The organism is Arthrobacter sp. B0316-5-4, assembly GCF_059090325.1.
Genome location: NZ_JBNHFN010000005.1, coordinates 355861 through 381927 on the forward strand (window position 1 = coordinate 355861; position 26067 = coordinate 381927).

Genomic DNA, 26067 nt, shown 5'->3' on the forward strand with positions numbered 1-26067 from the left:
TTGAACGGAATTGTTGTAACGGCAATCACGTCGATGGGGCCAGACTGATGCCAGACCAATTCACCTGGCAGAAACGCCGGGATCCGCAACGAAGCGAGGAACAACCATGGCACGCACGCCTATCAAAACCCAAGTGGCCATCATGGGAGCCGGCCCCGCAGGCCTCATGCTCTCCCACCTTCTGGCCAAGCAGGGCATCGAATCGGTCGTGGTGGAAATCCGCAGCCGAAAGGAAATCCAGGAAACCGTACGAGCCGGCATTCTGGAGCATGGCACAGTGAACCTGCTGGTTGACTCGGGAGTGTCCGACCGTGTGCTTCGCGAAGGCGACCGGCACGACGGCATCGAACTGCGCTTCAACGGTGAAAGCCACCGCATCAACTTCAAGGAACTTGTGGGCGAATCCGTATGGCTCTACCCACAAACGGATGTTTTCATGGACCTGGCTGCCCGACGTGAGGCCGACGGCGGTGCCGTCCACTACAGCGTCACGGACACCACTTTGCACGACCTCGAAGGCAAGCCGAAAGTCTGGTTTACCAATGCCGACGGGCAGGAGTTCGAGATTCAGGCGGACTTCCTCGTTGGCGCCGACGGATCCCGAAGCCACTGCCGATTCCAGATTCCTGAAGCGAACCGCAAGTGGTACTTCCACGAATATCCCTTCGCATGGTTCGGTATCCTCGCCGAAGCCCCACGCAGCGCAGACGAGCTGATCTACGCGAACTCGGAAAACGGCTTCGCCTTGATCAGCCAGCGCACCGAGACCGTCCAGCGCATGTATTTCCAGTGCGACCCCAAAGAGAACGTTGCCGACTGGGGCGACGAACGCATCTGGTCCGAGTTCCGCAAGCGTGTCAACGGCAACGGCTTCGAGCTCAAGGAAGGACCGGTCCTCGAAAAGATGGTCCTGCCCTTCCGCAGCTTCGTCCATACCCCCATGCGCCACGGAAACCTGTTCCTCGCCGGCGATGCGGCGCACACGGTCCCGCCTACAGGTGCCAAAGGCCTCAACCTGGCCATCCACGACGTCAAGGTGCTCTTCGAAGGTCTCGACTCCTTCTACTCCAACGGCTCCACCGCGCTGCTGGACTCCTACAGCGACCGGGCGTTGGACCGGGTGTGGAAGGCCCAGCACTTCTCCTACTGGATGACATCCATGCTGCACACCGTGCCCGGCGCTGACGAGTTCGATCGCGCCCGCCAACTCGGCGAGCTCCACTCCGTAGTGACCTCTGAGCATGCCAAGGCGTACCTCGCGGAGTCGTACACAGGCTGGCCGACCTCACGCTGACGCATTACCCGGCACGCCACCTGCAGCGCCCGACGGCGGGAAGCCTCCTTTGGAGCTCCCCGACAGTCGGGCGCTTGTTGCGTTAACTGCCCTCGACCTGAAGGTGGCCCATAGGGTTTGCCTGGGCGGCCGCCAACCCCGTCAGCCTCATGTTCTGAGGGGTGTGTGGTGGTGGTTGCGGCGGGGTGTTTGTGTGGGGTCGATGTGGGGTGGGGGGATGAACCAGGGGGTGCCGTTGGTGTTGGTGATGGTCCATTGTTCTTTGTGGATGAGGTGGTGGTGGTGGGAGCAGAGGAGGGTTCCGTTTTCTGTTCCTGTGGTTCCGCCGTGGGACCAGTAGGTGATGTGGTGGGTTTCGCACCAGGGTGCGGGCATGGTGCAGTCGGGGAAGGCGCAGCCGCCGTCGCGGGCGGTGATGGCTTTGCGGATGTGGGGTGGGAAGATCCGGGTGGTGCGGCCGATGTCCAGGACGCGGGAGTCGGTGCCGAGCAGGACGGGGATGATGTCGGCGTCGCAGGCGATTTTGCGGATGGTGTTGGGGTGGAGGGGGCCGGTGAACGTCGCGGTGCCGGTGCCGAGCGATGGTGTGCTGGTGCTGGTGTTGAGCGGAGGCAGGGCAGGGCCGGTCCCACGGGGCTGGGTGTGCGGGGCTGGTTGGTCGTGTCCCGTGAGTTGGTCGAGGAGGTCTTGGTGGCTGATGGTGACGGTGAGTTGGGGTCGGAGTCCGCCGTTGGTGGGGAGTTTGCCGGTGGTCATTGCGAGGTTGCAGGCGCCGACGAGGCCGTCGAGGAGTTTTTGTGCCCGGGAGCGCCGGTCCAGGTCCGGGCCGGTGGGTTGGCTGGTGAGTTGGGTGGTGTGTCGGGGGTTGGTGGCGGTGTTCATAACGGTGGTGAGGGTTTCGTATTGTTCGGTGGTGGCGAAGATTTCGAGGTGGTGCAGTCCGTAGCGGCGTCTGCGGCGGAGGAAGGTGCCTTGGAGTTGGTGGAGGGCTTCTTCGGAGGGTTCGGTTCCGTCTTGGTCGATCCTGTCGGTCCAGCGTTGGGCCGTTTTGGTGAGGAAGTCCGGGTCGCTTTCGGTTGCGGTTCTGGTCAGGGCGTGTTCCATGCGGGTGATGGTTTCGGTGTCGGTGAGGTGCCGGACTTTATCCAGGGCGGTGCTGATGATCGTGGCGGAGCGGGAGGGTATTTGGGCTGATCCGATCGCGTCGGCGAGCGTTTCCCGTCGGGCGGGGAGGGGTTGTCCGGCTATTCCGGGCTGGGGGAGGACCTCGGCGGCGAGGGCGAGTCTGCGGCGGGCTTCGCTGATACTGATCCGCAATCGGGCGCGGAGGAACTGTGCCGTGTTCCCGTAGCCGTCATCGAGCAGGGCCGCATCCCCGACCCGAACAACCTGAGCAGCAGCACTGGCTTGGCTGGTGACATCCCGGTCCTGGGTGTTTTCCTGGGCGTCGGTCCATCCGGTGCGCCAGCCGGGGTCGGCGGAGGACTGGGCACCTCTAGCTTCATTCCGGGTCCGCTCCACGGCCTGGGCCGCGACCACCTGCAAATACTCCAACGACCGCGAAAGCTCCTCGACCCGGCCAGCAAAATCCGCCGCCTCCACAAGCCCCAGGAGCCGTGCTTGCCCAGGAGCCGACGCCCTCAGCCACCCCAGAGCGGACGCACTGTCCTCCAGCGCGTCGGCCAGTTCAAGGGTGGCGTGCTTTGTGTGCGCAGGATCCAACCCGTTCAACAGCTGTGAGACCTCGGGCTGCGACGCCCCCGGATCGGCGGCACGGTCCGTGGTCGCCGTCGAACCTTCGAACAGGGCCCGCATCGGGTCGTTACCAGAATCGAGCGACAGCGTATCGCCGCGGGACGGACCCGTCCGCCGCTCCACCGCCTGCCTGCTGCTTCCCATACAAGAACCCTGTCACGCCGAACCTCCCCCAGATCAGCCCCTTTCCGGCCTATGTGGAAAACCCCAACAACGACCCCGCACCACGAGCCACCCACCACCAGCCCGCGACGGCGGCAGGTCGCCGTCGAGCGTTACAAGTCGGGTGTAGACCCGGGCGATTTACGGTGTCTGCGATGCCGCTGCTGACGGTTCAAGATCCGCGAGCGTCAGGAGGCGGACGGGGTCGCCGTCGAAGGGCTTTGTGGACGTCACGGCCAGGTCCGCGCCAACATGGACCAGCTCCCCGGACGACAAGGGGTGCCACCGCGGATTGTGGTCCATGGGTTCGGTGGCAAAGAGGACGTGGGGGGATCGGGCAAGGTCCGTGCTGCGGGAGCTGATCCGTTTGCTCCTGGCGTCGAGCGGGGTTCCAGGATCGGGTGCCGTGGCTGGATTCCGTTCCAACATATACAGAGGGTGCGTGGCAGGGTACCTGAGCGCCCACATGTCGGTCGCTGTAGACAGGATGAAGTTGAGGCTGAAGACGGGCAGTTCGCGCGCGATCCAGCGGACGGCCTGCACAATGCCCTCGCCAACATCCCCTCCAGCGCGTCGGGTTTCGGCAGTGATCAGCGCGAAGAACCGCTCGCTGTCCGATTGCCCCTGCACCAGGCCCATGACGCCGAGGGAAGTGAACCGCCGGTCGAGTTCGTCCAGCCCATGGAGCACTCCGTTGTGGGCAAACAGCCGGTTGTCCTGCTCGAACGGGTGGGTGTTGACCATGGTGAGCGCACCGGTGCTCGCGTATCGAACGTGGGCCAGGAACGTGGTGCTCTTCAGGTCACGCGCCTCGCGTGCAAAGGCGTGATCCTCCCAGGCGGCCAACGGTTGCTTGGCCACGCGGGCCTCGCCCTCGGCGTCATACGTCCCTATCCCTGCCCCGTCAGGCTCCCGGCGGCTCTGCACCGACAGGCTGTCCGGGGCATCCAGCAGCCAGAAGGTGGCTCGTACCGGTCGGGCGCCGGCATGGAGGCCAAAGAGACGGCACATGCGTGTCTCCTGTTCACAGTGTCAGTGGTGGAATCCTTCTGATTGCTTGTCTGAAGGCATGGGTGCGGTGAGGCTGTCCAGGTAGTCGACCTCTTTCTTCAGGTCGGCAAGGAAACTCGAGGCGAGGTCGCGAGTGAAGCCGTTACGGACCACAATCCTTTGGACCGTGACGTCACTTAACCCGTCGGGCAGGGGATACGCCGGCACCAGCCATCCATTCATCCGCAACCGCTCTGACAAGTGGTGGAGGTTCCAATGCTCCGTGTGGCCGTCGCTTAGCTGCCATGCGAAGACGGGAATGTCGGAACCATCGCTCCACAGCGTGAAGGCATCCATGGCACCGATCTCGTTGGACAAGTAGAGCGCGACGTCCCGGGAGGTCGCCTGCACCGCCCGATACCCTGCGAAGCCGAGCCGGAGAAAGAGGTAGTACTGCAACAGCACCTGCGCGCCGGGCCTCGAGAAGTTCAGGGCAAAGGTGGGCATATCCCCGCCGAGGTAGCTGACATGGAAGATCAGGTCCTCGGGCAGTGCCGCGGCGTCCCGCCAGACAACCCAGCCGAGTCCTGGGTACACCAGCCCGTATTTGTGGCCTGAGGTGTTGATGGAAGCAACCCGCGGGAGCCGGAAATCCCAAACCGTCTGGGGCTGCAGGAAGGGGGCAACCATGGCTCCGGAGGCGCCGTCGACGTGGATGGGAATGTCCAGGCCGCGGCGTTCCTGGATGTCGTCGAGGGCCTCGGAGATGAGGCGGACGGGTTCGTAGACGCCTGTGTAGGTGACTCCCATGATGGCTACGACGCCGATGGTGTTTTCGTCGACGTATCGGTCCAGGTCATGCCCGTCGAGCATGGGGTGTTCGGCGGAGACGGGAACGAACCTGGGCTCCACCTCCCAGTAATTGCAGAACTTTTCCCAGCACACTTGGACGGCTGAGCTGAGGATGAGGTTTGGTTTGTCTGTTGGCTTACCTGCCTCGCGCCGGGCGTGCTGCCAGCGACGCTTCAAAGCTAGGCCGCCCAGCATGCAGGCTTCGGAGGAGCCAATGGTCGACGTTCCGATGCTCTTTTCGGGATCCGGCGCGTTCCACAGGTCCGCGAGCATCCGCCAGCACCGTGTTTCGATGAGTGCCGTTTGAGGGTATTCGTCCTTGTCGATCATGTTCTTGTCGAACGTCTCGGCGTACAGCTGGGACGCTTCGGGTTCCATCCATGTCCCCACGAACGTCGCCAGGTTCAGGCGCGAGTTTCCGTCCAGCATCGCCTCATCATGGACAACCTGGTAGGCCGTGGATGGCAGGGCTTCACCCTCTGGCATGGTGAAGCGCGGAAATATGGTTGATTCTCCGGGCCTGCTGAACAGGGGATTGAGTTCGACGGCGTTGTTCGGCTCGCGCTGTGACGTTCGATGGGATCTGCTCATGGGCTGGCTCCTAGGGGCTCGTCCTCGGGAATGGTCCGCGCGGGGCGGAGCAATACCTGTCTGTGGCTCACGCTACCTGCGGAAGCCGGCATGCCCAAACACTGGCACGCGAACACTTGCGCCCACAATGACAGGCGTCTGGAGTGACTGGCGGCGGCCTGGCGGCGGGCTTTGGTAGGCACATGAAAAACGTCCGACGGCGGTGCTCGCCGGCGGACGCTTCATGGCGCGGGTGCCACAAGGGCGGCAGGCTAGTCCGGGATTTCCATCTGGAAGCCGCACTCATCGCAGTGCAGGACCCGGGTGTTGAGGTAGACCTCAAGCTCCGGATCGACGATGCGTCCGGTGGTGGCGGAAATCCGGTTTAGCTTTCCGGCGCCAGTGTGCATGGGGAGCCCGCAGTGCAGGAAGTGCTTTCCGAACTGCAGCAGCCCGGAGGATGGGTTAGAGGTGTTGAGGACATCGGCGACGTCGGCCACGGTTGCTGCATGCGCGCGGAAGGATCCGCATTTTCTGCAGTTGTAACCGACGCGGACAAGGCCCATCGAGAGGTCTGAATGGGCGTCGATGGTGTCGACCATGAGGTGTTGGTTGGTGCGGCACTTTTCGCAGCGGGGCTGGCGTGCCTGATGGGAGGAAGAAAGAGGTTGCTGTGCTGACTGAGCAGTCATTGTGGACCCTGAAGGTGGAAAGGGAGGTGGGTACCTTTGGCACAAGTACGGTTTCTCCTCATCGAGCGTAAGCTCCTGCTGGCCCGGATAGCAAGCGTGGGAATACTTGGCCCAGGGGCTTGCCAAGCAAACGCTAAGCATGCTTATCATTTATTTGTTCCTTAAAGTCGATGGGTTGATTCACTTCCCCATCGGCGTCCGGAAATCCTGCCCGGTGATGCAGCCCGCTCGGCAATCCACAGTAAGAGAACCGCATTCCAAGGAGACATCATGCTCGCGAGGGAAAACATTGACCGCCTGATGGGCCTGAATGGAAACGTCCGCACCACGGAGGGTGACAAGGTCGGATCCATCGGCACGTTCTACACGGACGACGACACCGGCGAACCCACATGGGTCACCGTCAAGACGGGCCTTTTTGGCAGTTCGGAGTCGTTCATTCCACTCCAGGAAGCCACGGTGGACGGCGATGACGTGGTAGTTCCGTACAGCAAGGACCACATCAAGGACGCGCCGAGGGTTGCCGAAGACGGGCACCTCGACCCGGGCGAGGAATCCCGCCTCTACAACCACTACCAACTTGATGGCGGGACTGGATTTAGCGGACAGGATGACTACGCCACCCGAGACACCAGCACAACCCGCGACACGGAGACGGTCCGCGACACAGGGACCACCCGCGACATGGGGACGACGCGCGACGCCAGCACGACCCGCGACGACGACGGTGCGATGACCCGCTCGGAGGAACGGCTCAACGTTGGCAAGGAAAGCCAGGCCACCGGCCGTGCCCGCTTGCGCAAGTACATCACCACCGAGAACGTCACCACCACAGTCCCGGTGCAGCGCGAGGAAGTCCGGGTCGAACGTGAACCGATCACGGACGGGAACTCGGGCGATGCCATGAGTGGCCCTGAACTCACGGAGAGCGAACATGAGGTGACGCTGCACGAGGAGCGTCCGGTGGTGGACAAGGAGACCGTGCCGGTGGAGCGCGTACGCCTCGAAAAGGACACGGTTACCGACGAAGTCCAGGTTGATGAGGAAGTCCGCAAGGAGCGCATCGAGACCGAGGGCACGGGAACCGGCGAAACCCGCCGCTAACCACTCGTTGCTAGGCCCGCTTTGCGCCCAAAGATCACGTCGGAGGGTGCGGAGCGGGCCTCACAACGCGGCTGCCCGGTGATTGCGGCTACCGCAAAGGCGCCGGCGATGGGACGATTTCCATATGGGCGAACAGGAGCAAGAGCAGCCCGGCACGCCGTCGGGTGCAACGTCAGAGGACCGGGGAGACCCGACGACCCAGCAGATGAGGACAGTAGGGCAGCGGCGGCGTGAGGCCGAACGCAAGTTGGACCTGCACCTCGAAGAAGCCAGTCACAAGGGTGAAACGTCAGTTACCGAAGGCGAGGATCATTCCGAAGCATAGAGCCGCTGGCCGAGGTTGGATGCTTGGGACGGCCCATCGGCTGGTCGCTGCTGTGTGCTGCGCCATGGTGTAGCTGCATAGCGCTGTGGATGAGCGGGAAGTGGCTGAAGGCTTGCGGCGTGTTACCCAGCTGCCTATGGGTGCGGGGGTCCCATTCTTCGCTGAGCAGGCCAACATCGTTTCGCAGGGTCAGGAGCCGTTCGAAGAGTTCCGTGGCCTCGTTCGTGCGGCCGATGCCCAACAATGCGTCGACCAGCCAGAATGAGCAGGCAAGGAAAACGCCTTCATCGCCGGGTAGTCCGTCATGGCCGGCCTCGGTGCGGTAGCGCAGCACGAAGCCGTCCTCGGTGAGCTCCTTTTGGATGGCGTCCACCATCCCGACCACTCCGGGGTGCTTGTGCGGCAGGAAGCCGACCCGGGGTATCAAGAGCAGGCTCGCGTCCAGTTCCTTGCTTCCGTATGCCTGGACGAACGTGTTGCGTTTTGCGTCGAAGCCATTGGTCATCACGTCGGCGTGTATTTCGCTGCGCAGGGCGGCCCACCGGTCGTGGGGACCCGGCAACCCCGATGTGCGTACGGCCTTGACCATGCGGTCGGCGGCAACCCATGCCATCACCTTGGAGTGCGTGAAGTGCTGCCGTGGCCCACGCATTTCCCAGAGACCGTTGTCAGGCTTATCCCATGCCCCTTCGAGGTACTCCATCAGCGCCACCTGGATGTCCCAGGAATTATCCACCGTGCCCCCGGGAGAAGCGGCGCGCGTGAGTGAGAGGCCGTCCAGGACTTCGCCCCAAACGTCCAGCTGCAGTTGTGGTGCGGCGGCGTTGCCCGTGCGGACCGGATGTGAACCCTCGTAACCGGACAGCCACGGTATTTCTGCCTCGGGGAGCCTCCTGGCGCCGTCGAGCCCGTAAACAATCTGCAGCTCGGAAGGGTCCCCGGCGATGGCGCGAAGCAGCCAATCGCGCCAGGCGGCCGCCTCTTCCGTGTAGCCGGCAGCGAGAAGGGATTGCAGGGTCAAGGTGGCGTCCCGCAACCAGCAGTAGCGGTAATCCCAGTTGCGGGGACCGCCGATCTGCTCCGGCAATGACGTGGTTGCTGCTGCGACGATACCGCCGGTGGGCGCATAGGTCAGGGCCTTGAGGGTGATCAGGGACCTCTCGACGGGTTCCTTGTATTTTCCCGTCATTTCACTGCGGCCGATCCACTCAAGCCAGAAAGACTCAGTGGCCCCGAGGGCCCTGTAGGGGTCGATCCGCCGAGGTTCGCGCTCGTGGCTAGGGGCCCAGCGCAACACGAAGGGTACTTTGTCGCCTGCCCGAACAGTGAAGTCGCTGTACGTCCGGCGATCCCGGCCTTCGAGCGGGGCGTGTGTTGTGAGGTAGGCGGAGTCCGGGCCAGCCACGGCGCTGATGCCGTGCTTGCCGTGCCGGACCCAAGGCACTACCCGGCCGTAATCGAAGCGCAGGACCAGCTCCATGTGCATGTCCACCTCGCCGGAGAGCCCTTCGACGATCCGCACCACGTCCACCGCGTCGTCGCGGACCGGCATGAAGTCGGTGACCTTGACGGAGCCGCCGTCCACGTCCCATTCGGTTTCCAGGATCAGCGTGTCTTCGCGGTACTGGCGGCGGGTGCAGACGCCGTCGGCTGGTGTCCCGGCGGGCGCGATCAACCAGCGGCCCGCTTCGGGGGAGTCCAGTAACGCTGCGAAGCATGCGGGTGAATCAAACCGTGGCAGGCACATCCAGTCAATGGACCCGCTGCGCCCCACCAAGGCGGCAGTGTTCAGGTCCCCGATGATCGCATAGTCCTCAATCCTGGCCATGGAACCGATCCTAGCCCGCGTCGCTGTGGAGGCTTTGCAGGCCCGTCAGGATTTACTGTCGGAACCGCCAGCGATCGCCGTTTCCGGGGCCGGCCCGCTGATCCCGGGTTCGATCAGTGCTGGTGGGTTCCTGTCGCCGCCGCGTTGTGCCGCGGCCCCGGCAACCACCACCAAGGTGATGCCCAGGAACTGGATCACGGAGGGTTGCTGGTGCAGCACCACGAGTCCCAGGAGCACCCCGAAGGCCGGTTCCAAGGACATCAGCGTGCCAAATGCGGTGGATGTCATGCGACGCAGTGCCGTGAGTTCCAGAATGAACGGAAGGACAGGCATCAGTATGGCCACCCCCAGCGCGCCCAGTAGAACCGTGGGACTCAGGTTTCCGGCGGCCTGCGGGATACCCACAATTGCGGCGGTGACCGCTGCAACCGGAACGGTAAGGGAGAGCGCGCCGATCCCGGTAAAGCGATCCCCGATCCGCTGCGTCAGGAGTATGTAGGCGCCCCAGCCTGCGGCGGCAATGGCCGCGAACAGCACGCCGAGAGGGTCGATGCTGCCGTGCCAGGGCTCGGTCAGCAACACAACGCCAGCCAAGGCCAGCGCCGGCCATGCCAGGGCGCGCCGGTTCCGGCTGAGGACGGCGGCGACCGTCAGGGGTCCGAGGAATTCGATGGCTACCGTGGTGCCGAGTGGGATGCGCTCTATGGCGGCGAGGAACATGATGGTCATGAGGCCGGTTGCGACGCCTAGCCCCAGCAGGGTGGGGATGTCGTTCCGGCGCACCGATCGCAGCGGAGGCCGGGCGATGGCCAGGAAGATGACCGCGCCCATGGTCAGCCTCAACCAGGCCGTTCCGGCAGGACCCACCTCGGCGATGAGCCCTACGGACAGTGAAGAGCTCAGTTGCACCGAGATCATCGCTGCCACGGCAAGCATCCATGGTGGAACGGAACTGCGCTTGCGGGAACTCATGAGCCGGCCTCCTGCCGGTGTCCCGAACCCACTCCTGGTTCGAATACCGCGAGGGAGAATCGTGCTGGTTCTGTGCCCAGATTGGCGTAGGAATGCGCCACGTCTCCGGGGAAGGTCATGGCGTCCCCGGCTTGGAGGGTCGCGACCTGGCCTGCGACGTCCACGGTGACCGCCCCGCCCAGGACCTGCAGGAGTTCCTTGGTTCCGGATGCGTGGGCCTCACTGGCATGGCTGTCTTCCGGGCCGAGCGTCCAGTCCCAGAGTTCAACCACGTCCGGAGATTCGGTGCCAGCCACCAACGTTCCACGGCCGCCTTGTCCGCTGGTCCAAAGGGTGGCGCCCTGGCCCTTGCGGGTGATTTTCACGGGTTTCGGGCGTGGAGGTTCCACCAGCGCAGGCAGTCCGACGCCCAGGGCGTCACTGATCCTCAACAGCGTTCCCACACTGGGATTCGCTGCTCCCTGTTCCACATTGACGATCATCCTGCGGCTCACGTCCGCGGCTTCGGCCAGTTGATCCAGGGTCCAGCCGCGGGCTTGGCGCTCCTGCCTGACCCTGGCGCCGATGGCCAATGACAACGTTGTGGTGCTTTCATCCATAAGTGCATCATAGTGCACTCATAGTGCAACGCATGCAACTAAGCTGGCAGGTCTGGCCTCGCGTGGGCGGTCGTGCTACCAATGAGCCAGGAACTACTCCCGGGAGAATCCATGGCTGACGATCTGCCTGTCCTCGTAGTTGGCGCCACCGGTTTCCTGGGCGGCCAAGTGGTTGACGAGCTGCTCAAGCGCAGCAAGAAGGTCCGGGCACTGGTCCGGCCAAAGTCCAGCGCGGCGAAGCTTGAAGCGAAGGGCGTGGAAGTAGTCCGAGGCGACATGCTCGACGCCGGCTCGCTGATCACCGCGATGACGGGCGTGTCCGCCGTCGTCTCGACGGCCGCCGGGTATACGCGGAACGACAAGAACGCCAAAGCCATCGATACCTACGGCAACAGCAACCTCGCGGTTGCGGCCAAGTACGCCGGGGTGCCGCGGTTCGTTCTCATCAGCATCGTCACCAGCGACCAGACGCCGCAGATCCCGCACTTCTGGAACAAGAAACTTGCCGAGGACAAGCTGGAGGAACTGGGAGTGCCTTTCGTTGCACTCCGGCCGGGGGCCTTCTTTGACCAAGTGGCCACCATGGGTGGCGGGAACCCCTTCGACAAGGGGCGGCTCAACTGGATGGGTTCCAAGGATGTGCCACTCACTTTCGTTCTCGCCAGCGACCTTGCAGGTTACCTGGCGGAGGCCGTGGACGCCGACGTTACCTCTGCGGAAAGGATCGATATCGGCTGGACCCGTCCAGTCAGCATCCTTGAGGTGGCGTCATTGGTTGAGAAGCACTCCGATAAGCCGGTCAAGGTCATGGCAATGCCCGAGCCCTTGCTCATTGGCCTGGGCAGGGTTACCTCAAAAGTCGTCCCGTTGGTGAGTGACATGGCGAGCATGGTCGCGTGGTGGGACACGGGAAAATATGTTGCCAACACCACCCGCCAAGGGCAGGTCTTTGGACCGGTTCCCACCCCGGAGGATGCAATCGCCCGGCTGGCGGCCCGATTCGGGCGCTGAATCTGGCGTTCGGTTGGTGCTGGTGGGAGCGACTAAAGATAAGTATCCTGATGATACGAATTCGGCCGGGGCATTGACCTCGCGCTGGACAAACATGAGGAGCACGCTATGAGAATCGGTTCTTCCATTGCCCTGATCGCCATCGGCGCCATCCTGGCCTTCGCGCTCGCCCCCGGACTCATCCCCTTCCTGGATCAGGTCCTGGTTGGTTACATCCTGATAGTGGTAGGCGTCATCGGCCTGATCATCTCCATCGCCATGTCCAACAGGACCCGTCGTACGGTCGTTGAGCGGCGCACGGCACCGGCGACCGTGGTTGAACGGCGCCCCGAGGTCTAAGCGACCGCAGGTTCAGCAGCCGAGGTTAAGGCAACAAAGGCACGACGGCGACCTTCCGCCGTCGTGCCTTTCCTCTTGTCTCGCTGTGGGCAGCAGGATGCTCAGCACAGCGTAGGCTGCTTCCATGGAGAAGACATTCGACATCGAGCCCGTGAACCAGAACGAATACCTGGTGCGCTGGAGATCAGAAGGGCAAACCGGGGAATCGCTGGTCCACACCAACCCGGACTTCCTCGCGGAAGCCGGCCTGGACGGCTTCGACGAGCAGCTCGTCGTTGAGGAAACCACCACCTACATGGCGGAGCGCCAGCCGGTGATCGACTTTCCCCAGACCGTGGACCTGGAGGAGGTCGCGGCAGCCTACGGAGACTATGCGGAGCAGCTTAAAGCACGGCTTCAGGCTCGGTAGTTTGTTCGGGTCCGGGCGTTACCGGCTCAGGCGGCCACTTTTGCCGGCACGGCTTCAGGGGCTTGCTGTTGCCTGAGGCGGATCGCCTGCATCGCAACTCCCAAGGCAGCGAAGACCAAGATGGTCGCTGCATAGAACTGCAAAGTGGTCACCAGCCCAAGCAGGGGAATCAGCAGGCCTGCGGTGATCACCGGAATGCTGAAGGCCAGGTAGGCGGCCGTGTAGATCCCGGCGAAGACGCCAGCGCGCTGATGCGGTTCAACCAAGGGTGCGATCAGGCGGATTTGTCCGCTGAAGGACCCGCCAAAGCCGATCCCTCCCAGGGCTGCGCCTGCCCAGACGGCGGGCAACCAGGGTGCGCTGATTCCGATGAGGACCACCACGATTCCGGCGAGGATCAGCGACACCCCAATAAGGGTGCTGCGCCGGGCGGGTTGCCGTGCGAAAAAGAACCCGGAGACCGCCGCGGCAAAGGGGCCCAGGAAGGCTGTGAAGCCTGCAACCAATCCGCCGTCCAGGCCGAACTGGATTCGAAGCAACGCGGGCGAGAGCCCAAGGAAAAGTGCGGGGAACATCCATCCGGCGATGTGCACGGGTATGCCGGAGCCAAACTCGCGTCGGACTGAAGGGGGCAGTCCAAGTCGGGGAGTGAGCGACGCAAGGGCGCCCGGCCTCTTCAGTCCCGTTTCAGCCGTAAAGCTGACGTAGATGATGGCGAGGAGCAGGACTCCCGCGAGAATGGCAAAGATCAGGGTGTTGGCGTCCGGAGTGAGTTGGACCGCTGCACCTGTGACCAGTGCACCCATGCCCAGGCCGCCGGCAACGGATGCCCCGGCCAGTCCTCCGGCCAGGTTTTTCCGGTGGGCAGGTGCGTGTTCAGTGATGGCTGCATTGAAGGCGCTGGTGGCCAGGCCGGTACCCAATCCTTGGATGGCCCGGGCGACGATGACCCATGTGATGCTGGGGGCCATGATGAAAACCAGCATGGACAACAGTTCGCCGTAGAGTGCCATGAGCATCACCGGCCTGCGCCCCACATGGTCTGACAACGAGCCGCCTACCAGAAGCGCCACAAGCAAACCAATGGCGTAAATGGAGAACGCGATGGTGAGCGCCCCGGCTGAGAAACCCCATTCCTGTTGGCGAAGGGCCAGGAGGGGCGTTGGTGCGCCGGCTGCGAAGAAGAAGGCTGCAAAGACAGCAGCCAGCCCGATGAACGTCGATTGTGAGGGGGCAGCTTGAGGCAAAAGGAGGCTCCTTGGACAGGTTTGTCTAACTCTTCCTAGTTAGACAGGTCTGTTCAATAAAGTCAACAAAGTTTAGACAGGTCTGTCTGATAGCATTTTCCTATGCCCGTTGCAAAAGCTCCCGCCCGTCAAAGGCTCCTCGAGGCTGCAGACAGGCTTTTCTACTCCGAAGGCATCCACACCGTGGGGATCGACAGGGTCATCGAGGAAGCTGGCGTAGCCAAGGGCTCACTCTTCTACAACTTCTCCGGCAAGGACGACCTCATCGCCGCCTACCTGAGCGGCCGCGACCAGCGTCGCCGGGACCGCATCGCCAAGTTCCAGGACGGCAAGGAGCAGCCCGTCGATAAGTTGCTGGCCATCTTTGATGCACTCGGCGAAGCTGTCGCCGAACCGGGGTACAAAGGCTGCCCTTTCGCCAACGCGAATGCTGAAGGCCGCCCCGGAAGCGTGGAAGCCAATGCCCTCCGCGCATTCCGGGACTGGCTGGCCGACGCCATGCAGTCCCTTTGCAGGGAAGCGGGTTTTGTGGATCCGGCCCACGTTTCTGCCCGCCTCCGCCTCCTCTACGACGGGGCCGTGGCCAACTCCAACCTCGACAATCAGCCAGGCGCCGTCGCGATAGCCAGGGAGTTGGCCGCGATGGTCATGGACACCTCACCGCGCGCCCCGCAAACGTGAAGCGGCTTCGCGAGGCCTTCGGGGATAGCTACTTGATCAGGTCGGCAGCCTGTTTCATGAGCGCTCCCGCAGTTTCCGCGCCGCTTTCTCCGGCCCCTTTACCCGACGCCGTTGCGGAGATCATGACGCCGTCTTTGATCGCGTAGGCCATGTACGTGCTTTGCGAGGAGCCGCTCGGCGTCGTGATGTCGGTCTTGTAGGCGACCGTTCCGGGGACGGTGTTGATGCCGTCGTACTTCGCGGTGGACACGTCCATCGATTGGCCCGACATGGACAGCGTCATCTTGGCGCACTTTGCGGCTTCTGCGCTGCTCGCGTCAACGCTTTCCTGGAGCTTCTGGACATCCAGGCCCGACGTCAGTGTCACCATGGTCATCACGCCGGAAGCGGCGTTCAAGTCCGCGCCTGCTGCCGTGGTTGAACCGGCCAGGACATCGGATCCGCCCAAGGTGGAGAGCTTGTTGCATTCCGCAGGCTCCACCGTGAACATGCTCATGAGTGCTTTCATCGGGTTTTCCTGGGCGAGTTCTTCGCTGGAAGCCACGGTTAGGTCCGCGCCCGACGGGCTCTTGATGCTCTTCACCATGGCCATGAGCTCGTCATTGGTGTACTGCTTGGCCGTGGTGGGTGTGGCGGAGGGTTCGGGCGAAGCCGCATCCTTGGATCCGGTTGAACCGCCGCAGCCGGTCAATGCCATCATTACCAGCGCCGATGCTGCGGCGCCCTGCAGCGCAAACTTCTTCACGATATTCCCCCAATTACTACTGCGTGTGGTGCCCGGAGGGTTTCCAGACGAGATAACACTATCGATATCCGCCCAAGGGGGCCAGATCTGCTAGCTCAGGCGTCGACGTCGGCTGTGACCCGTTCGCCGTTGAAGTATTCCAGCTGCCACCCGTCCGTGACGTGGTGGTGGGCCAGGTTCAGGACAGCGTTCTGGACGCTGTCCGGCGTCCGGCCGATTGCGCGATTGAGCGTCAACCGAATCAGGGTACCGTGCGCAACCACCAGGACGCGCTTTCCAGCGAACTCAACGGCCAATGACTCCAGTGCCGCCAAGCCGCGGGCGGCGGCGTCGTCATCACTCTCGCCTCCGCGGAAGCCGCCGGGAATGCGCAGGGCCTCCAACTCGGGGCCCGCCTGCAAGCCTTCTGCGGGGCCAAAACTGCGCTCAATAAGGTCCGGAACGAGCCGCGAAACAGTGAGTCCCAGACCCTCGGCAATGATCTCCGCGGTCTCGGCGGCGCGGCCCAGAGGTGAAGAGACCACCACGTCCCAGTGCTGGTCCGACAGGGCAGCCACCGCAACGCGCGCCTGGCCGCGGCCGACGTCGTTGAGCGGGATATCAGTGGAACCCTGCAACCGCCGCTCCGCGTTCCAATCGGTCTGGCCATGGCGGACGAGGGCGAAAGTTGTTCGGGTCATGCATTCCATTGTGCCCTGCGTACAGTCCGGACCGCAGTTTCGTACGTCACCTGGGGACGGCACCTCCCGTAACGAAGCGTCCGACGGCGGGAGGTCGCCGTCGGACGTTCAGCGGTGCCTTCTCCGGGCCTTGCCACCATCCGGTGGCGTCTGATCCCGCCTTGGGCGAGGCGCGCAAGCGTCAATTCTTCGCCTCTGGTCCGGGGATAGACTGGGGCCGGTAAGGACGGATTGGGGGATCCAAAACGGCGTAATGCTGTTCCGCTGGTCGGTCTCAGCTATCGAAACCCGCAGGAACCAACCGTGACCTTCTTTCAGGACTTCTCGATCCCGACCCCGCCTCCGCGCGCACGGATGCCACGGTTCACGCCCCCTCCTTGGACGGACGCACCCCGCTACGAGCTGCCCGTAATCGTCCCCGTAGGACGGTTCGTCCACAAGTCACCGGGCTTTGCGATGGCCGTCGAAGCCGTAAAGGTCTACTCCACTGGATGCATCATTGATCTGAACTGGATTCTGCGCCGCACCGACCAGGTGGACCAGAAGTGGACGGAGATCAGCGCCGTCTTTCACCAGCAGGCACCGCAAGTGCGCGATGGGCACATTTCCGCCGATTCCCTCCTCCTGCTCGGAATCCAGTTTCCGGACGGCAGCAAGGCAGTCAGCTCGTCCCTGGCGATGTACGGGAACAGGCCGCTGGAACAGGAACCTGACGGCCCGGTCTTCGAATACCGGCCCAAAGGCGGTAATGGCGGTGAAGACGACATGTCAGCGAAGGCGGCCCTGTGGCTCTGGCCGCTGCCGCCGGCCGGTGATCTGCGCATCGTCGCCCAGTGGACCGGCATGGGTATGCCCGAAAGCTCGATCACTCTCGACGGTCGTCAGCTTCGAGAGGCCGCTCCAGGAGTCCAGAAGTACTGGCCCAGGGAAGAGGTGTAGTAATGGATCCACTCAACAACCTGGTCCTGCTTGTGGTCTTCGCGGCGATCTTCTTCTATGTCCTCTATGGCGTTATTCGCGCCGCCGTCCGCGACGGGATCCGCCAAGCCGACGAACATCGTGAGAAGGCACTAACCGAGATCGATGATGGCGAACGGAGGTGAGCTGCAGTCCGTAAAAAGGGGCTGCGGAATTCCAGGGTCCGCTACGCTCCGTTATAGGCCTTCCTCTTGGACCTCGGGATGATGGCGGTGTTCCTCGAGAGTCGATTTAGATCGACCGTCCCGTTGAAGGATCCGGTACTGGCACTAGGGCTCTGACAAACTTTGACCATGGAAATGTCTGCAGCACTCAACCCCTGGCCCACGGTCGACCCGACTGATGGGAATGTAACGCTACGACAGTTCTGTTCGGCTGACGTTGACATGGCCAGGGAGCTGTCCTGTGATCCCTACATCTCGGCAATTGGCACGCTGCCTGCACACGCCACAGTCAGCCAAGCGCAGCTATGGGTGGAACGGCAGCAGAATCGTTACGCTGAAGGCGCTGGCTTCTCCTTTGCAGTTATCGATGATGCTCAAGGGCGCTGCGCTGGCTTTATTGGGTTGTGGGTCCGGGAGTTGGGCGAGGGGCGGTCGAAAGTCGGTTACGGCATCGCCCCGTCTTTCAGAGGTCGCCGTCTCGCCGCCGATGCCGTCCGTGCAGTCACAGCATTTGGCTGGACAATACCGAAGCTTCATCGCATGGAGCTCTACATCGAGCCATGGAATACGGCGTCCATTAAGACTGCCGAGCAGGCAGGCTACCTCCGCGAAGGACTTCTCAGGTCCCATCAAGAAATCAGTGGAGAGCGACGGGACATGCTGCTCTACTCGAGCCTACGCAGCCAAAACGCGCACACCGGCTCCGCCCGGTGAAGGTGCACCTAAACGCTAATCGTTTACCAGTCCCAGTCCCTCAGAAGCGGAATGGTCCTGATCCTCTGTGGCGCTTGGGGCGCCTGTGACGGCCGCATTGCCCTTCCCCCCTCTTACTAAGTATCCTGATTACTAATCTGGTGAACCGGATGATGCTGTTTGGGCTGGGGGTCGCTCAAGCCGCGGTGGCTGAAGCAGTCGGCGACGCGCGGCTACCGTGAAAGTTTGATTGACGGCATTGCTTGGTGACGGCGGACCCCGATGGGGTTACGTGCAGCCGGGTGGGGCCTGAAGGGCGTGACAATTCGTGGGCAACAATGACGAGGCCGTGGACTCCCGCGTCCCCGATTCCATCGACGACACACTGGATGGCCGATACCAGCTGGGTCCAATTTTGGGCCGAGGGGCCATGTCAACCGTGTACCGGGCGACGGACCTGCTTCTGGGCCGGGACGTGGCCATCAAGATCTTCCTCCCGGGCTCCGGCGACGATTCGTTCCGTGGCCGGCAGGAAACAGAGATGCGCCTCCTGGCCAGTTTCGACCACCCGGGACTCGTGGCCGCCTTCGACGTGGGTGTCGATACGCGGAACGACGAAGAGCGGGCGTACCTGGTCATGGAGCTCGCTGAGGGCCGCGACCTCCGGGCCGTGCTGGCCGACGGTCCGCTCACCGTTCCCGAGGTTGCCCGCATAGGTGTACAGATCGCGGGCGCACTCTCCCAGGTGCATGGCCACGGCGTCATCCACCGGGACATCAAGCCAGCCAATATCCTGGTATCCGACGACGCCGGGCTCGCCCAAAAGGTTAAGCTGGCGGACTTTGGCGTCGCCCTGGTGGTGAACGACAGCCGCCTGACGGCAACGGGCTTCACAGTGGGCACCGCCCAGTACCTCAGCCCGGAGCAAGCGCAGGGCCTGGGCCTGACTCCCGCGAGCGACATCTACTCCTTGGGGCTGGTGCTGCTGGAGTGCCTCACGGGCAGGGCTGAATACCCCGGAACCCCTATTGAGACCGCTTCCGCACGCCTGCATCGCGCCCCCGAAATACCGGCCGGGTTGCCTGCACCGCTGCGTTCGCTGCTGGAGTCCATGACTGACATGGATCCGGGAAAACGTCCCGCCGCGGCTGATGTACAAGAGGCGCTGGCAGAGGACGGAATCCAGTCGGGCCGGAGGACAGCTGTGCTGCCGCCCCTGCCTACGCGGCCGCCCGTACCGGCAGCCGAAACCAAAGCTTCGCTGGCCACGGTCCGGACGTTCCGCAAGCGGCGTCCCAAGGCTCTGTGGGGTGTCGCAGCAGCGGCGGTGACCGTCCCGCTGGCCCTGGTGATCTTCACCCAAGGTTTAGCTCCCTCAGGCTCCACGGCGGACAACTCCCTGCCCGCGGAATCGGATGTGTCCCAAGCGGATCCGCAGCCCACCACGCCAGTTGTTCCGGTTGCCCCGACGCCTGCCGGTGCCAACCCAGTAGATGCCAACCCGGTCGACGCCAACCCCGTGGTTGCTGTTCCGGCTGAAGTCGTCAACCTGCCGGAGCCCGCGCCAGTCCCCGCCGTCCAGGCTCCCGCCCCTGGCCCGGTCGTGGCGCCGGGCGCAGCAACGGCGGACGAGAAGAGCAAAGAACGCGGCGGCAAGAAGTCGGACAAGCCCAAAGGAAACGGCCCCAACAAGTAGGCCAACGCCAGTTAAGAAACGCACGACGGCGGGTGTCCGCCGTCGTGCGTCTGTTAAGTCGTGCGTCTGGTAACCAGGTGCGTGGTTAGGGTTCGGCGGGAAAACTGACGGCGACGGTAGTTCCGCCGCCCGGTGTCTCGGTGAGGTTGAGATCGCCGCCGTGTGCTTTGGCGACGCTGCTGCATGTGGCGAGGCCGAGCCCGGAGCCGGGGCCATCACCACTGCGTCGCAAGCGCACCAAAGGTTCCAGGACTTTGGCGCGGTCCTCCGGTGCGATGCCTTTGCCGTTGTCGGCCACGAAGACGGTGGTGCCGTGGTAGTTGGAGGTGCCGCTGATGCGGATCCGGAGTTCCCGTTCGGTGCTGCGGTAGTTCATGGCGTTCGACACCAGGTTCTGCAGGAGGGTGCGGAGCTGCCCGCGGTCCGCATGCAAGCTGACGTCTTCAACCTCCACGAATCCGTCGTGTTCCACCCCGAGGTCACGGACAACCTCCTCCGCAACGGCCTGCAGGGACAACTGTTCCCGGCGGATTCCGCCGCCGATGCGGGAGTAGCTGAGGACGTCTTCGAGCATCCCCAGCATCCGTCGCCCGCTGGCACCGATCCGGTCCAGGTACCTGGCGGCGGTGCTGCTTGGTTCGACGTCGGGGTCGTCCTCCACTAATTCCACATAGCCCAGGATGGTGGTCAGCGGGATCCGGAGGTCGTGGCTGACCCGGCCGGCGAAACCGGCGAGCTTGGCGTTGCTGTCCTTGAGCTCGCTGTAGGTGCGGTCAAGCTGGACGGTGCGGTGCTGCAGCTCGAGCAGCTCCACAACCTGCTTGGCAAGAACCTCCAGCATGCTCACCTGTTCGGGGCGGAGCTCCTTGGTCTTGTCGGAGAAAACACAGAGGGTGCCCGGGACGAAACCTGACTCTGTCTGCAGCGGCACGGAAGCGTAGAAGCGGACTTTGCCGATTTCCCCGGTGACAAAAGGGTTGTCGGCGAAACGCGGGTCCTGCGAAGCGTCGGCCACCACGGTCCGCTCCCGCGAAAGGAACACTTTGGCGCACATCGAATCTTCGCGCGAGCACACGCCGGGGTCGACGCCCCAGGCACCGATCTGGTGCTGGTACTCGGCACTGATGATGTTGACCACTCCGAAGGGAGCGCCGCACAGCTCAGTAGCCAGGCGTACGAGGTTCTGCAGGGCGTTCATGACCGCAGCGTTGGGAAGCAAGGTGGAACCCGCCTCGGGATCCAATCCGTACTCCTGCAATTGCAGGTCACGGCCCAGGTCATCGGTGAAGGACAGCTGCCCCCGAACTTCCGTCATTAGAATATTCCCCCAAGCGTCTCCAGGATTCCCTGCCGATACTACCGGGCTGTTGGCGCCGATGGTTTACTGGGACACGTGACCGAGCAGGACCCGGCCGACACGTCCACCAACTGAAAGATCACTCCTTTAGGATGAGTCTCCGTATTCGCCCACGGGTGCAGGGTGGAGCCAGCGCCTGGCAAGCGGGTAGTTCTGCAGGGATGGAGGAATTTCTATGGCTCAGGCCGAACCCGACGATTACGTTATCCAGTTCGAGCCGGACAACGTCATGTCGTTGGCCTGGAAGCCCGGTGTGCGCATCGAGGCCGGTAACGCCCGCGCAGCCGTTGAAGCGGTCAACGATTTCGCGGCGGGCAGCCGGTACCCGCTGCTGGTGAAGATGGCCAACGCCGGCCACCTCAGCCGTGCCGCACGCGACGTTTTCGTGGAACCCTGCGCAGCCTCCAGGATTGCGCTGCTTGGAAGCAACCCAGTGGACCGCATGCTCGCCGACTACCAAATCGCTGCCCATGAACCGCCCTGCCCAACCCGGTTCTTTGTCTCCGAAGACGAGGCGATGATGTGGCTCAAGAATCCCGGCGATGATGACCGGAAAGGCGAAACGGTCCAATAAACGCACGACGGCGGCAGGTCGCCGTCGTGCGTTGCCTCAGTCCGCTGTGCGGTCACCTACGCCGTGAAGGCGAGGTCCTCAACCCTGACCCTGAACCGCAGGGACTCGCCGCGTGCCAGCCGCAGTGCCTCATCCACGGCGCTCGCCGCCATCCGCTCAAGCTCATTGCCCAGGGAGCCCGCCACATGCGGGGTGAGCAGCACATTCGGATGGGTGTAGAACGGGGAATCGGAAGGCAGCACCCAGGGCGTCGTGACGTCCAGGATTGCGTACAGGTCGCCCTGTTCCACCCTGGCGAGCAGCGCGTCCTGGTCCACGAGTTCGCCGCGCGACGTGTTGATGAACGTGGCACCCGGCCGCATCCGCCGAACCAGCGCGGCGTCCATGAGGTTCTTCGTGGAGGGCAACGACGGCGCGTGGAGGCTGACGACGTCGCTGTCCGCCACCAGCTCGTCCAGGCTGACGAGCTGCACGCCCAAGGCCGCGGCTTCCTTCGCGTCCAGGTAAGGGTCCGAAACGACGACGTCCAAATCGTAGGGGGCGAGCAACCGGATGACGTGCCGCCCGATCTTCGATGCTCCAATGATCCCTACTTTTTTGCGGTAGTTGCCCATGTCCGGGAAGAGCTGCTCGGCGGGAACGTCCGTCCGGGTGGAGTGCAGGGTCCGGGCAATCTGGAGGACCCGTTTGTTGGCAAGGACGATCATGGCCACCGTGTACTCGGCCACCGGGATGGCGTTGGCATCGGCGGCGGAGCTGACCTGGACACCACGTTCCCAGCAGGCATCGCCGATGTGGTGCTTCACGCTCCCGGCGGCGTGCAGGACATAACGCAAACGGGGCGCCGCTTCCAGGACAGCTTCGTCAATCATGGGGCAGCCCCAGCCGGTGATGAGGATGTCGGCCTTCGCCAGCAAAGAACGGGCGGCCGGTGAATGGAAGTCCTGGATGGGCTCGCGGCCAAGCAGGTTCAGGGAAGGTTCCAAGGGATCCAGGCTTCGCGGCGGAAACACGGCCCGTGCTGTGTGGACCGGCATGGCCAAGGCAACGTTCAAACTCATTTGACGCTCCCTGCGGTCAGGCCCGACTTCCAGAACCGTTGCAGCATGATGAACGCCAGCAGCAAGGGGATGATGGAAAGCAGCGAGCCGGTAATGACCATGGGCGTGAACTCGGGCTGCGGTACGGCGTATCCCTGCCAGATGGAGATACCGACGCTGACGGGAAGCAGTTGCTGGTCCTGGAGCATCACCAGGGGAAGCATGAAGTTGTTCCACACCCCCACGAATTGGAACAGGGCGATGGTGACGTAGCCGGGCATCATCATGGGGAGGCCCAGGGAAAAGAAGGACCGGACGGGTCCCGCACCGTCCACCCGGGCGGCTTCGAGGGTCTCGGCAGGGACGTACGCGGCGGAGTAGACCCTGGCCAGATACACGCCGAAAGGGTTGCACAACACCGGGATGAGGATGGCCCAGACGGTGTTGGTGATCCCGAAGACGGAGGCCAGCAGATACATGGGCAGGACGGTGGCAGTGTTGGGAATCAGCACCCCCACCAGGACGATGCCAAAGAATGAGTTCCGGCCGCGGAACTGGAATTTGTCGAAAGCGTAGCCGGCCATGACGGAGATGAGCCCGCCGAAGACCGCGCCGAAGGCTGCATAGAACATGGAGTTCGCCATCCACCGGAGGAACAGTCCGCCGTCCTGGTTCAGCACGGCGGCGACATTGTCGACGAACGCCGGCTGGCCAAACGCGTAGGCGGCGGTGCCGTAGAGATCTGCCGTGTTCTTGGTGGAGGCGAAGAGCAGCCACACGACGGGAAGGACCATGTAGGCGCAGCCCAGGACCAGGAGCGCATTAACGGTCAACGAACTGGCAAAACCGCCGCTGGGGGCAGATCGCCGTCGTTTCCGCGGAGCGGCCGGGGCGGAGATCGCCGGGCGCGACAACGTTGAGGTGCTCATGCTTTGTCCGTCCTTGAGCTGAAGCGGGTGACGGCCCAGGACAGCACGGCGGCCATGAGCGCGATGATGATGGAAGCGGCAGCGGCCTGGTTGAGGTTGTGCCTGTTGAACGCGGCGTCGTAGGCCCACATGTTGGGTACCCACGTGCTGGTGACCGACGCCGTGGCCTTGGAGATAATCGAAGGTTCCGTGAACAACTGGAGCGTTCCGATCATCGTGAACAGCATGATGACGCTCAGGGCCGGGAGGATCAACGGCAACTTGATGCTCAGGGCAGTCCGTATTTCACCGGCCCCGTCAACCCTGGCTGCCTCCAGGATCTCCCGCGGCACGGCCTGCAACGCGGTGAAGAGCACAATCACGTTGTAGCCGGTCCATTCCCACACCGCGATGTTCACGATGGAAGGCAGGATCATCTGGTTGTCCAGGAAGTTCACGGCAATCCCACCCGATTCCAGTACGGAGACGATCGGGCTGACACCGGGTGTGTACAGGTACGCCCAGATCAGGGCAGCGATGACCCCGGGTACAGCATGCGGGAGGAAAACGAGGAGCTGGAAGAGTTTCCTTGCCCGGGCCACAGCGGCATCCAGCAGGAGCGCGAAAGCGAGTGCCCCGCCCACCATGCACGGGATGTAGAGCGCGCAGTACATGGCGAGGCGGCCGATTCCGCCCACAAAGCTCTCCGACTGGAGGACCTGCAGGTAGTTTTCCAGGCCAACGAACGAGGTCTTGGCCTCGCCGAAGCCCAGGCCGGATTTCTGCTGGGCGAAGAAGCTCAGCACCACCGCGTAAATGACTGGGGCCACCATCGCGAGGGCAAATACTGCGAAAAAGGGCGTGAGGAACAGTGCTGCGGTCCGTCCTCCCGTGCCGGACATGGCGCGTTGTTTGCGGGATTGCAGGCGATCGACGCCTCGGGCGGTGGGTACTTGGGTGACCATGGTTATTCTCCTCGCCGGTGGGGTGGGCCCAGGACTCCCGGGCCCACCTGCCTCGTGGGCCTACTCCTTGACGGAGAGGCCGTTCTGCTTGAGTCCGTCAACTGTCGCCTTCTGCGCGGTGTCCACTGCAGCCAGGACTTTGCCGCCGGTGGTCAACGTCCCGTAAGCGTCCTTGAGGGCCGTGTTGGTGATGTCCCAGTTGGGACCCCACTGCCAGCCGGGCGTGATGGTGGAGTAGGCCTTGTCGAAGACTTCGTAGATGTCGTTGCCGAAGTAGCTGGCATCGAAGGCGCTTTGTGCGATGGGAGTGAGCCCAGGCGAGGCGAGGAAGGCCGAGCCGGTGTTGCCGCGGGCCTTGATGGCCTCCGGGTTGGTGGTCAGGAACTCGATGAACTTCGCTGCTGCTGCGGGGTTCTTGCTGCTCTTGGTGACATTGAAGCTGGATCCACCGTAAAAGGCGTCCGACGGCGACCCCCAGTTGGGCACCTCCGCTGCGATCCACTGCCCCTTCTGCCCGCTGGCTTCGGTACGCTTCTGGATGCCGGTGGCGCTCCAGTTGGCGCCGAGAACACCCACGACGGCGCCACTGGCCAGGTCCGCGGACCACTCGTCGCTGAAGGACTGCTGGACTTTGACGATCTTCTGGTCGATCAGCTTCTGCCAGTAGTCCGCTACCTTCCGGGTGGCCTGGTCGTTGATCCCCACCTTCCAGCTGTCGCCTTCGGTGCCGAACCACTTCGCCCCGGCCTGCCAGGAGAGGGCGGCGGTCAGGGCAGCTTCGTTGGGATTGAAGCTGGCCAGGTGGGCCTCGGGAGCCACGGCCTTGATTTTTTGGCCGGCTGCCTCGAACTCCTCCCAGGTCTTTGGGACCCCAACGCCTGCCTTCTCCAGCATGTCCTTGCGGTACCACATGATCATGGGGGCGGCGTCGTAGGGGAGCGCGTAGGTCTTTTCGCCGAACTGCACCAGGGCTTTGGTCTCATCCGTGAGCTTGTCCAGTGTTCCGGCCTTATCGATCAAACCGTCCAGCGGCTGGAGCTGGCCGTTGCTGACGAACTGCGGCAGCTGCGGGTATTCGATGGTGGCAACATCGGGGCCGTTTCCAGCAGTGATGGCGGTGGACAGTTTTGCGTAACCGCCGCTGGCGCCGTTGGGTACGGTCTCGAACGTGACCTTGATCTTGTCCTGGCTGGCGTTGAAGGCAGCAGCCACCTTGTCCATGCCTGCCAGGGAGGACCAGAACGTAACGGTGCCGGTGGGGTCCCCCGTGGGTGATGGCGCGGAGGTGGAGGCCGGGGAACTGCCGCAGCCGGCGATGAGGGCAGCACTGGCCATGAGGCTGACCGTTCCGAGCAGAAGCTGGCGACGCTTCATTCTGTTCTCCTTTGAAGTTCACGATGCGAAGTTGCGGAGTGCTCCAGGGCACTTTCGAACTAC

General features: G+C 63.4%; 27 protein-coding genes. 12 read left to right on the forward strand and 15 right to left on the reverse strand.

Annotation, left to right across the window (positions count from 1 at the left end; translation table 11 throughout):
- Window positions 1-106 precede the first annotated feature (106 nt).
- Window positions 107-1294 (forward strand): 4-hydroxybenzoate 3-monooxygenase, encoded by a 1188-nt coding sequence (locus AC5RU9_RS17255; RefSeq protein WP_494017387.1) that lies wholly within the window; start codon window positions 107-109, stop codon window positions 1292-1294.
- A gap of 147 nt (window positions 1295-1441) precedes the next feature.
- Here AC5RU9_RS17255 and AC5RU9_RS17260 read toward each other — a convergent pair whose 3' ends face one another.
- The 4 genes from AC5RU9_RS17260 to AC5RU9_RS17275 form a co-directional block, all read right to left on the reverse strand.
- Window positions 1442-3193: an HNH endonuclease signature motif containing protein gene (locus tag AC5RU9_RS17260; protein WP_494017388.1), complete on the reverse strand. Its 1752-nt coding sequence runs from the start codon at window positions 3191-3193 to the stop codon at window positions 1442-1444.
- 159 nt (window positions 3194-3352) lie between these two features.
- Window positions 3353-4222 carry a class II glutamine amidotransferase gene (locus AC5RU9_RS17265; protein WP_494017389.1) on the reverse strand — a complete coding sequence of 290 codons (870 nt, stop codon included), beginning with the start codon at window positions 4220-4222 and terminating at the stop codon, window positions 3353-3355.
- A gap of 21 nt (window positions 4223-4243) precedes the next feature.
- Window positions 4244-5644 carry a glutamate decarboxylase gene (gene gad / locus AC5RU9_RS17270; protein WP_494017390.1) on the reverse strand — a complete coding sequence of 467 codons (1401 nt, stop codon included), beginning with the start codon at window positions 5642-5644 and terminating at the stop codon, window positions 4244-4246.
- Window positions 5645-5895: 251 nt separating this feature from the next.
- Window positions 5896-6225: a hypothetical protein gene (locus tag AC5RU9_RS17275; protein ID WP_211711749.1), complete on the reverse strand. Its 330-nt coding sequence runs from the start codon at window positions 6223-6225 to the stop codon at window positions 5896-5898.
- A 360-nt stretch (window positions 6226-6585) separates the two neighbouring features.
- Here AC5RU9_RS17275 and AC5RU9_RS17280 point away from each other — a divergent pair, with 360 nt between their 5' ends.
- Window positions 6586-7419 (forward strand): DUF2382 domain-containing protein, encoded by an 834-nt coding sequence (locus AC5RU9_RS17280; RefSeq protein WP_494017391.1) that lies wholly within the window; start codon window positions 6586-6588, stop codon window positions 7417-7419.
- Between the two features lie 124 nt (window positions 7420-7543).
- Entirely contained in the window at window positions 7544-7744 is a 201-nt protein-coding gene (locus AC5RU9_RS17285) for a hypothetical protein (protein ID WP_494017392.1), read from the forward strand.
- Here AC5RU9_RS17285 and AC5RU9_RS17290 read toward each other — a convergent pair.
- From AC5RU9_RS17290 to AC5RU9_RS17300, 3 genes are read right to left on the reverse strand one after another with little or no spacing between them, the layout of a single operon-like run.
- A complete protein-coding gene (locus AC5RU9_RS17290; RefSeq protein ID WP_494017393.1) occupies window positions 7713-9572 on the reverse strand; it encodes a glycoside hydrolase family 15 protein in 1860 nt (619 codons plus the stop codon). The two genes, AC5RU9_RS17285 and AC5RU9_RS17290, sit on opposite strands and share 32 nt — an antisense overlap.
- Before the next feature lie 45 nt (window positions 9573-9617).
- Entirely contained in the window at window positions 9618-10544 is a 927-nt protein-coding gene (locus tag AC5RU9_RS17295; RefSeq protein WP_494017394.1) for an EamA family transporter, read from the reverse strand.
- Window positions 10541-11143, reverse strand: coding sequence for a helix-turn-helix domain-containing protein (locus AC5RU9_RS17300; RefSeq protein ID WP_494017395.1), 603 nt, complete (start codon window positions 11141-11143; stop codon window positions 10541-10543). The genes AC5RU9_RS17295 and AC5RU9_RS17300 overlap by 4 nt, the downstream gene beginning before the upstream one ends.
- Before the next feature lie 111 nt (window positions 11144-11254).
- Here AC5RU9_RS17300 and AC5RU9_RS17305 point away from each other — a divergent pair, with 111 nt between their 5' ends.
- From AC5RU9_RS17305 to AC5RU9_RS17315, 3 genes are all read left to right on the forward strand, one after another.
- A complete protein-coding gene (locus tag AC5RU9_RS17305) occupies window positions 11255-12154 on the forward strand; it encodes an SDR family oxidoreductase (protein ID WP_494017396.1) in 900 nt (299 codons plus the stop codon).
- 108 nt (window positions 12155-12262) lie between these two features.
- Entirely contained in the window at window positions 12263-12493 is a 231-nt protein-coding gene (locus tag AC5RU9_RS17310) for a DUF6458 family protein (RefSeq protein ID WP_211711755.1), read from the forward strand.
- A gap of 124 nt (window positions 12494-12617) precedes the next feature.
- The gene (locus tag AC5RU9_RS17315) at window positions 12618-12902 is read left to right on the forward strand and encodes a hypothetical protein (protein WP_494017397.1); all 285 of its coding nucleotides are present in this window, start codon (window positions 12618-12620) and stop codon (window positions 12900-12902) included.
- Between the two features lie 26 nt (window positions 12903-12928).
- Here the strand turns inward: AC5RU9_RS17315 and AC5RU9_RS17320 are convergent, their stop codons facing one another.
- Window positions 12929-14149: an MFS transporter gene (locus tag AC5RU9_RS17320; protein WP_494017398.1), complete on the reverse strand. Its 1221-nt coding sequence runs from the start codon at window positions 14147-14149 to the stop codon at window positions 12929-12931.
- A gap of 102 nt (window positions 14150-14251) precedes the next feature.
- Between AC5RU9_RS17320 and AC5RU9_RS17325 the strand changes: the two genes are divergently transcribed.
- On the forward strand, window positions 14252-14830 hold the full coding sequence (locus tag AC5RU9_RS17325) for a TetR/AcrR family transcriptional regulator (protein ID WP_494017399.1): 579 nt from the start codon (window positions 14252-14254) through the stop codon (window positions 14828-14830).
- A 28-nt stretch (window positions 14831-14858) separates the two neighbouring features.
- Here the strand turns inward: AC5RU9_RS17325 and AC5RU9_RS17330 are convergent, their stop codons facing one another.
- Both AC5RU9_RS17330 and AC5RU9_RS17335 read right to left on the reverse strand, forming a co-directional pair.
- Window positions 14859-15575, reverse strand: a complete 717-nt coding sequence (locus AC5RU9_RS17330; protein WP_494017400.1) for a hypothetical protein — start codon at window positions 15573-15575, stop codon at window positions 14859-14861.
- A 95-nt stretch (window positions 15576-15670) separates the two neighbouring features.
- Window positions 15671-16264 (reverse strand): histidine phosphatase family protein, encoded by a 594-nt coding sequence (locus AC5RU9_RS17335; RefSeq protein ID WP_494017401.1) that lies wholly within the window; start codon window positions 16262-16264, stop codon window positions 15671-15673.
- A 294-nt stretch (window positions 16265-16558) separates the two neighbouring features.
- Between AC5RU9_RS17335 and AC5RU9_RS17340 the strand changes: the two genes are divergently transcribed.
- From AC5RU9_RS17340 to AC5RU9_RS17355, 4 genes are all read left to right on the forward strand, one after another.
- Window positions 16559-17194, forward strand: a complete 636-nt coding sequence (locus AC5RU9_RS17340; RefSeq protein WP_494017402.1) for a hypothetical protein — start codon at window positions 16559-16561, stop codon at window positions 17192-17194.
- A 2-nt stretch (window positions 17195-17196) separates the two neighbouring features.
- A complete protein-coding gene (locus AC5RU9_RS17345; protein WP_494017403.1) occupies window positions 17197-17358 on the forward strand; it encodes a hypothetical protein in 162 nt (53 codons plus the stop codon).
- Window positions 17359-17526: 168 nt separating this feature from the next.
- Window positions 17527-18111 carry a GNAT family N-acetyltransferase gene (locus tag AC5RU9_RS17350; RefSeq protein ID WP_494017404.1) on the forward strand — a complete coding sequence of 195 codons (585 nt, stop codon included), beginning with the start codon at window positions 17527-17529 and terminating at the stop codon, window positions 18109-18111.
- Between the two features lie 307 nt (window positions 18112-18418).
- Window positions 18419-19786, forward strand: coding sequence for a protein kinase domain-containing protein (locus tag AC5RU9_RS17355; RefSeq protein ID WP_494017405.1), 1368 nt, complete (start codon window positions 18419-18421; stop codon window positions 19784-19786).
- A gap of 85 nt (window positions 19787-19871) precedes the next feature.
- Here the strand turns inward: AC5RU9_RS17355 and AC5RU9_RS17360 are convergent, their stop codons facing one another.
- On the reverse strand, window positions 19872-21101 hold the full coding sequence (locus AC5RU9_RS17360; RefSeq protein WP_494017406.1) for a GAF domain-containing sensor histidine kinase: 1230 nt from the start codon (window positions 21099-21101) through the stop codon (window positions 19872-19874).
- A 217-nt stretch (window positions 21102-21318) separates the two neighbouring features.
- On the opposite strand from AC5RU9_RS17360, the gene AC5RU9_RS17365 reads away from it, so the two are divergent.
- Window positions 21319-21717, forward strand: a complete 399-nt coding sequence (locus AC5RU9_RS17365) for a DUF7793 family protein (protein ID WP_494017407.1) — start codon at window positions 21319-21321, stop codon at window positions 21715-21717.
- Between the two features lie 56 nt (window positions 21718-21773).
- Here the strand turns inward: AC5RU9_RS17365 and AC5RU9_RS17370 are convergent, their stop codons facing one another.
- The 4 genes from AC5RU9_RS17370 to AC5RU9_RS17385 are packed head-to-tail and all read right to left on the reverse strand — an operon-like array spanning window position 21774 to window position 26004.
- Complete coding sequence (locus AC5RU9_RS17370) at window positions 21774-22778, reverse strand: hydroxyacid dehydrogenase (protein WP_494017408.1); 1005 nt, start codon at window positions 22776-22778, stop codon at window positions 21774-21776.
- A complete protein-coding gene (locus tag AC5RU9_RS17375; RefSeq protein ID WP_494017409.1) occupies window positions 22775-23686 on the reverse strand; it encodes a carbohydrate ABC transporter permease in 912 nt (303 codons plus the stop codon). Before AC5RU9_RS17375 ends, AC5RU9_RS17370 begins: the two co-directional genes overlap by 4 nt.
- Window positions 23683-24630 (reverse strand): carbohydrate ABC transporter permease, encoded by a 948-nt coding sequence (locus AC5RU9_RS17380; RefSeq protein WP_494017410.1) that lies wholly within the window; start codon window positions 24628-24630, stop codon window positions 23683-23685. Before AC5RU9_RS17380 ends, AC5RU9_RS17375 begins: the two co-directional genes overlap by 4 nt.
- 60 nt (window positions 24631-24690) lie before the next feature.
- The gene (locus AC5RU9_RS17385; protein WP_494017411.1) at window positions 24691-26004 is read right to left on the reverse strand and encodes an ABC transporter substrate-binding protein; all 1314 of its coding nucleotides are present in this window, start codon (window positions 26002-26004) and stop codon (window positions 24691-24693) included.
- Window positions 26005-26067 lie beyond the last annotated feature (63 nt).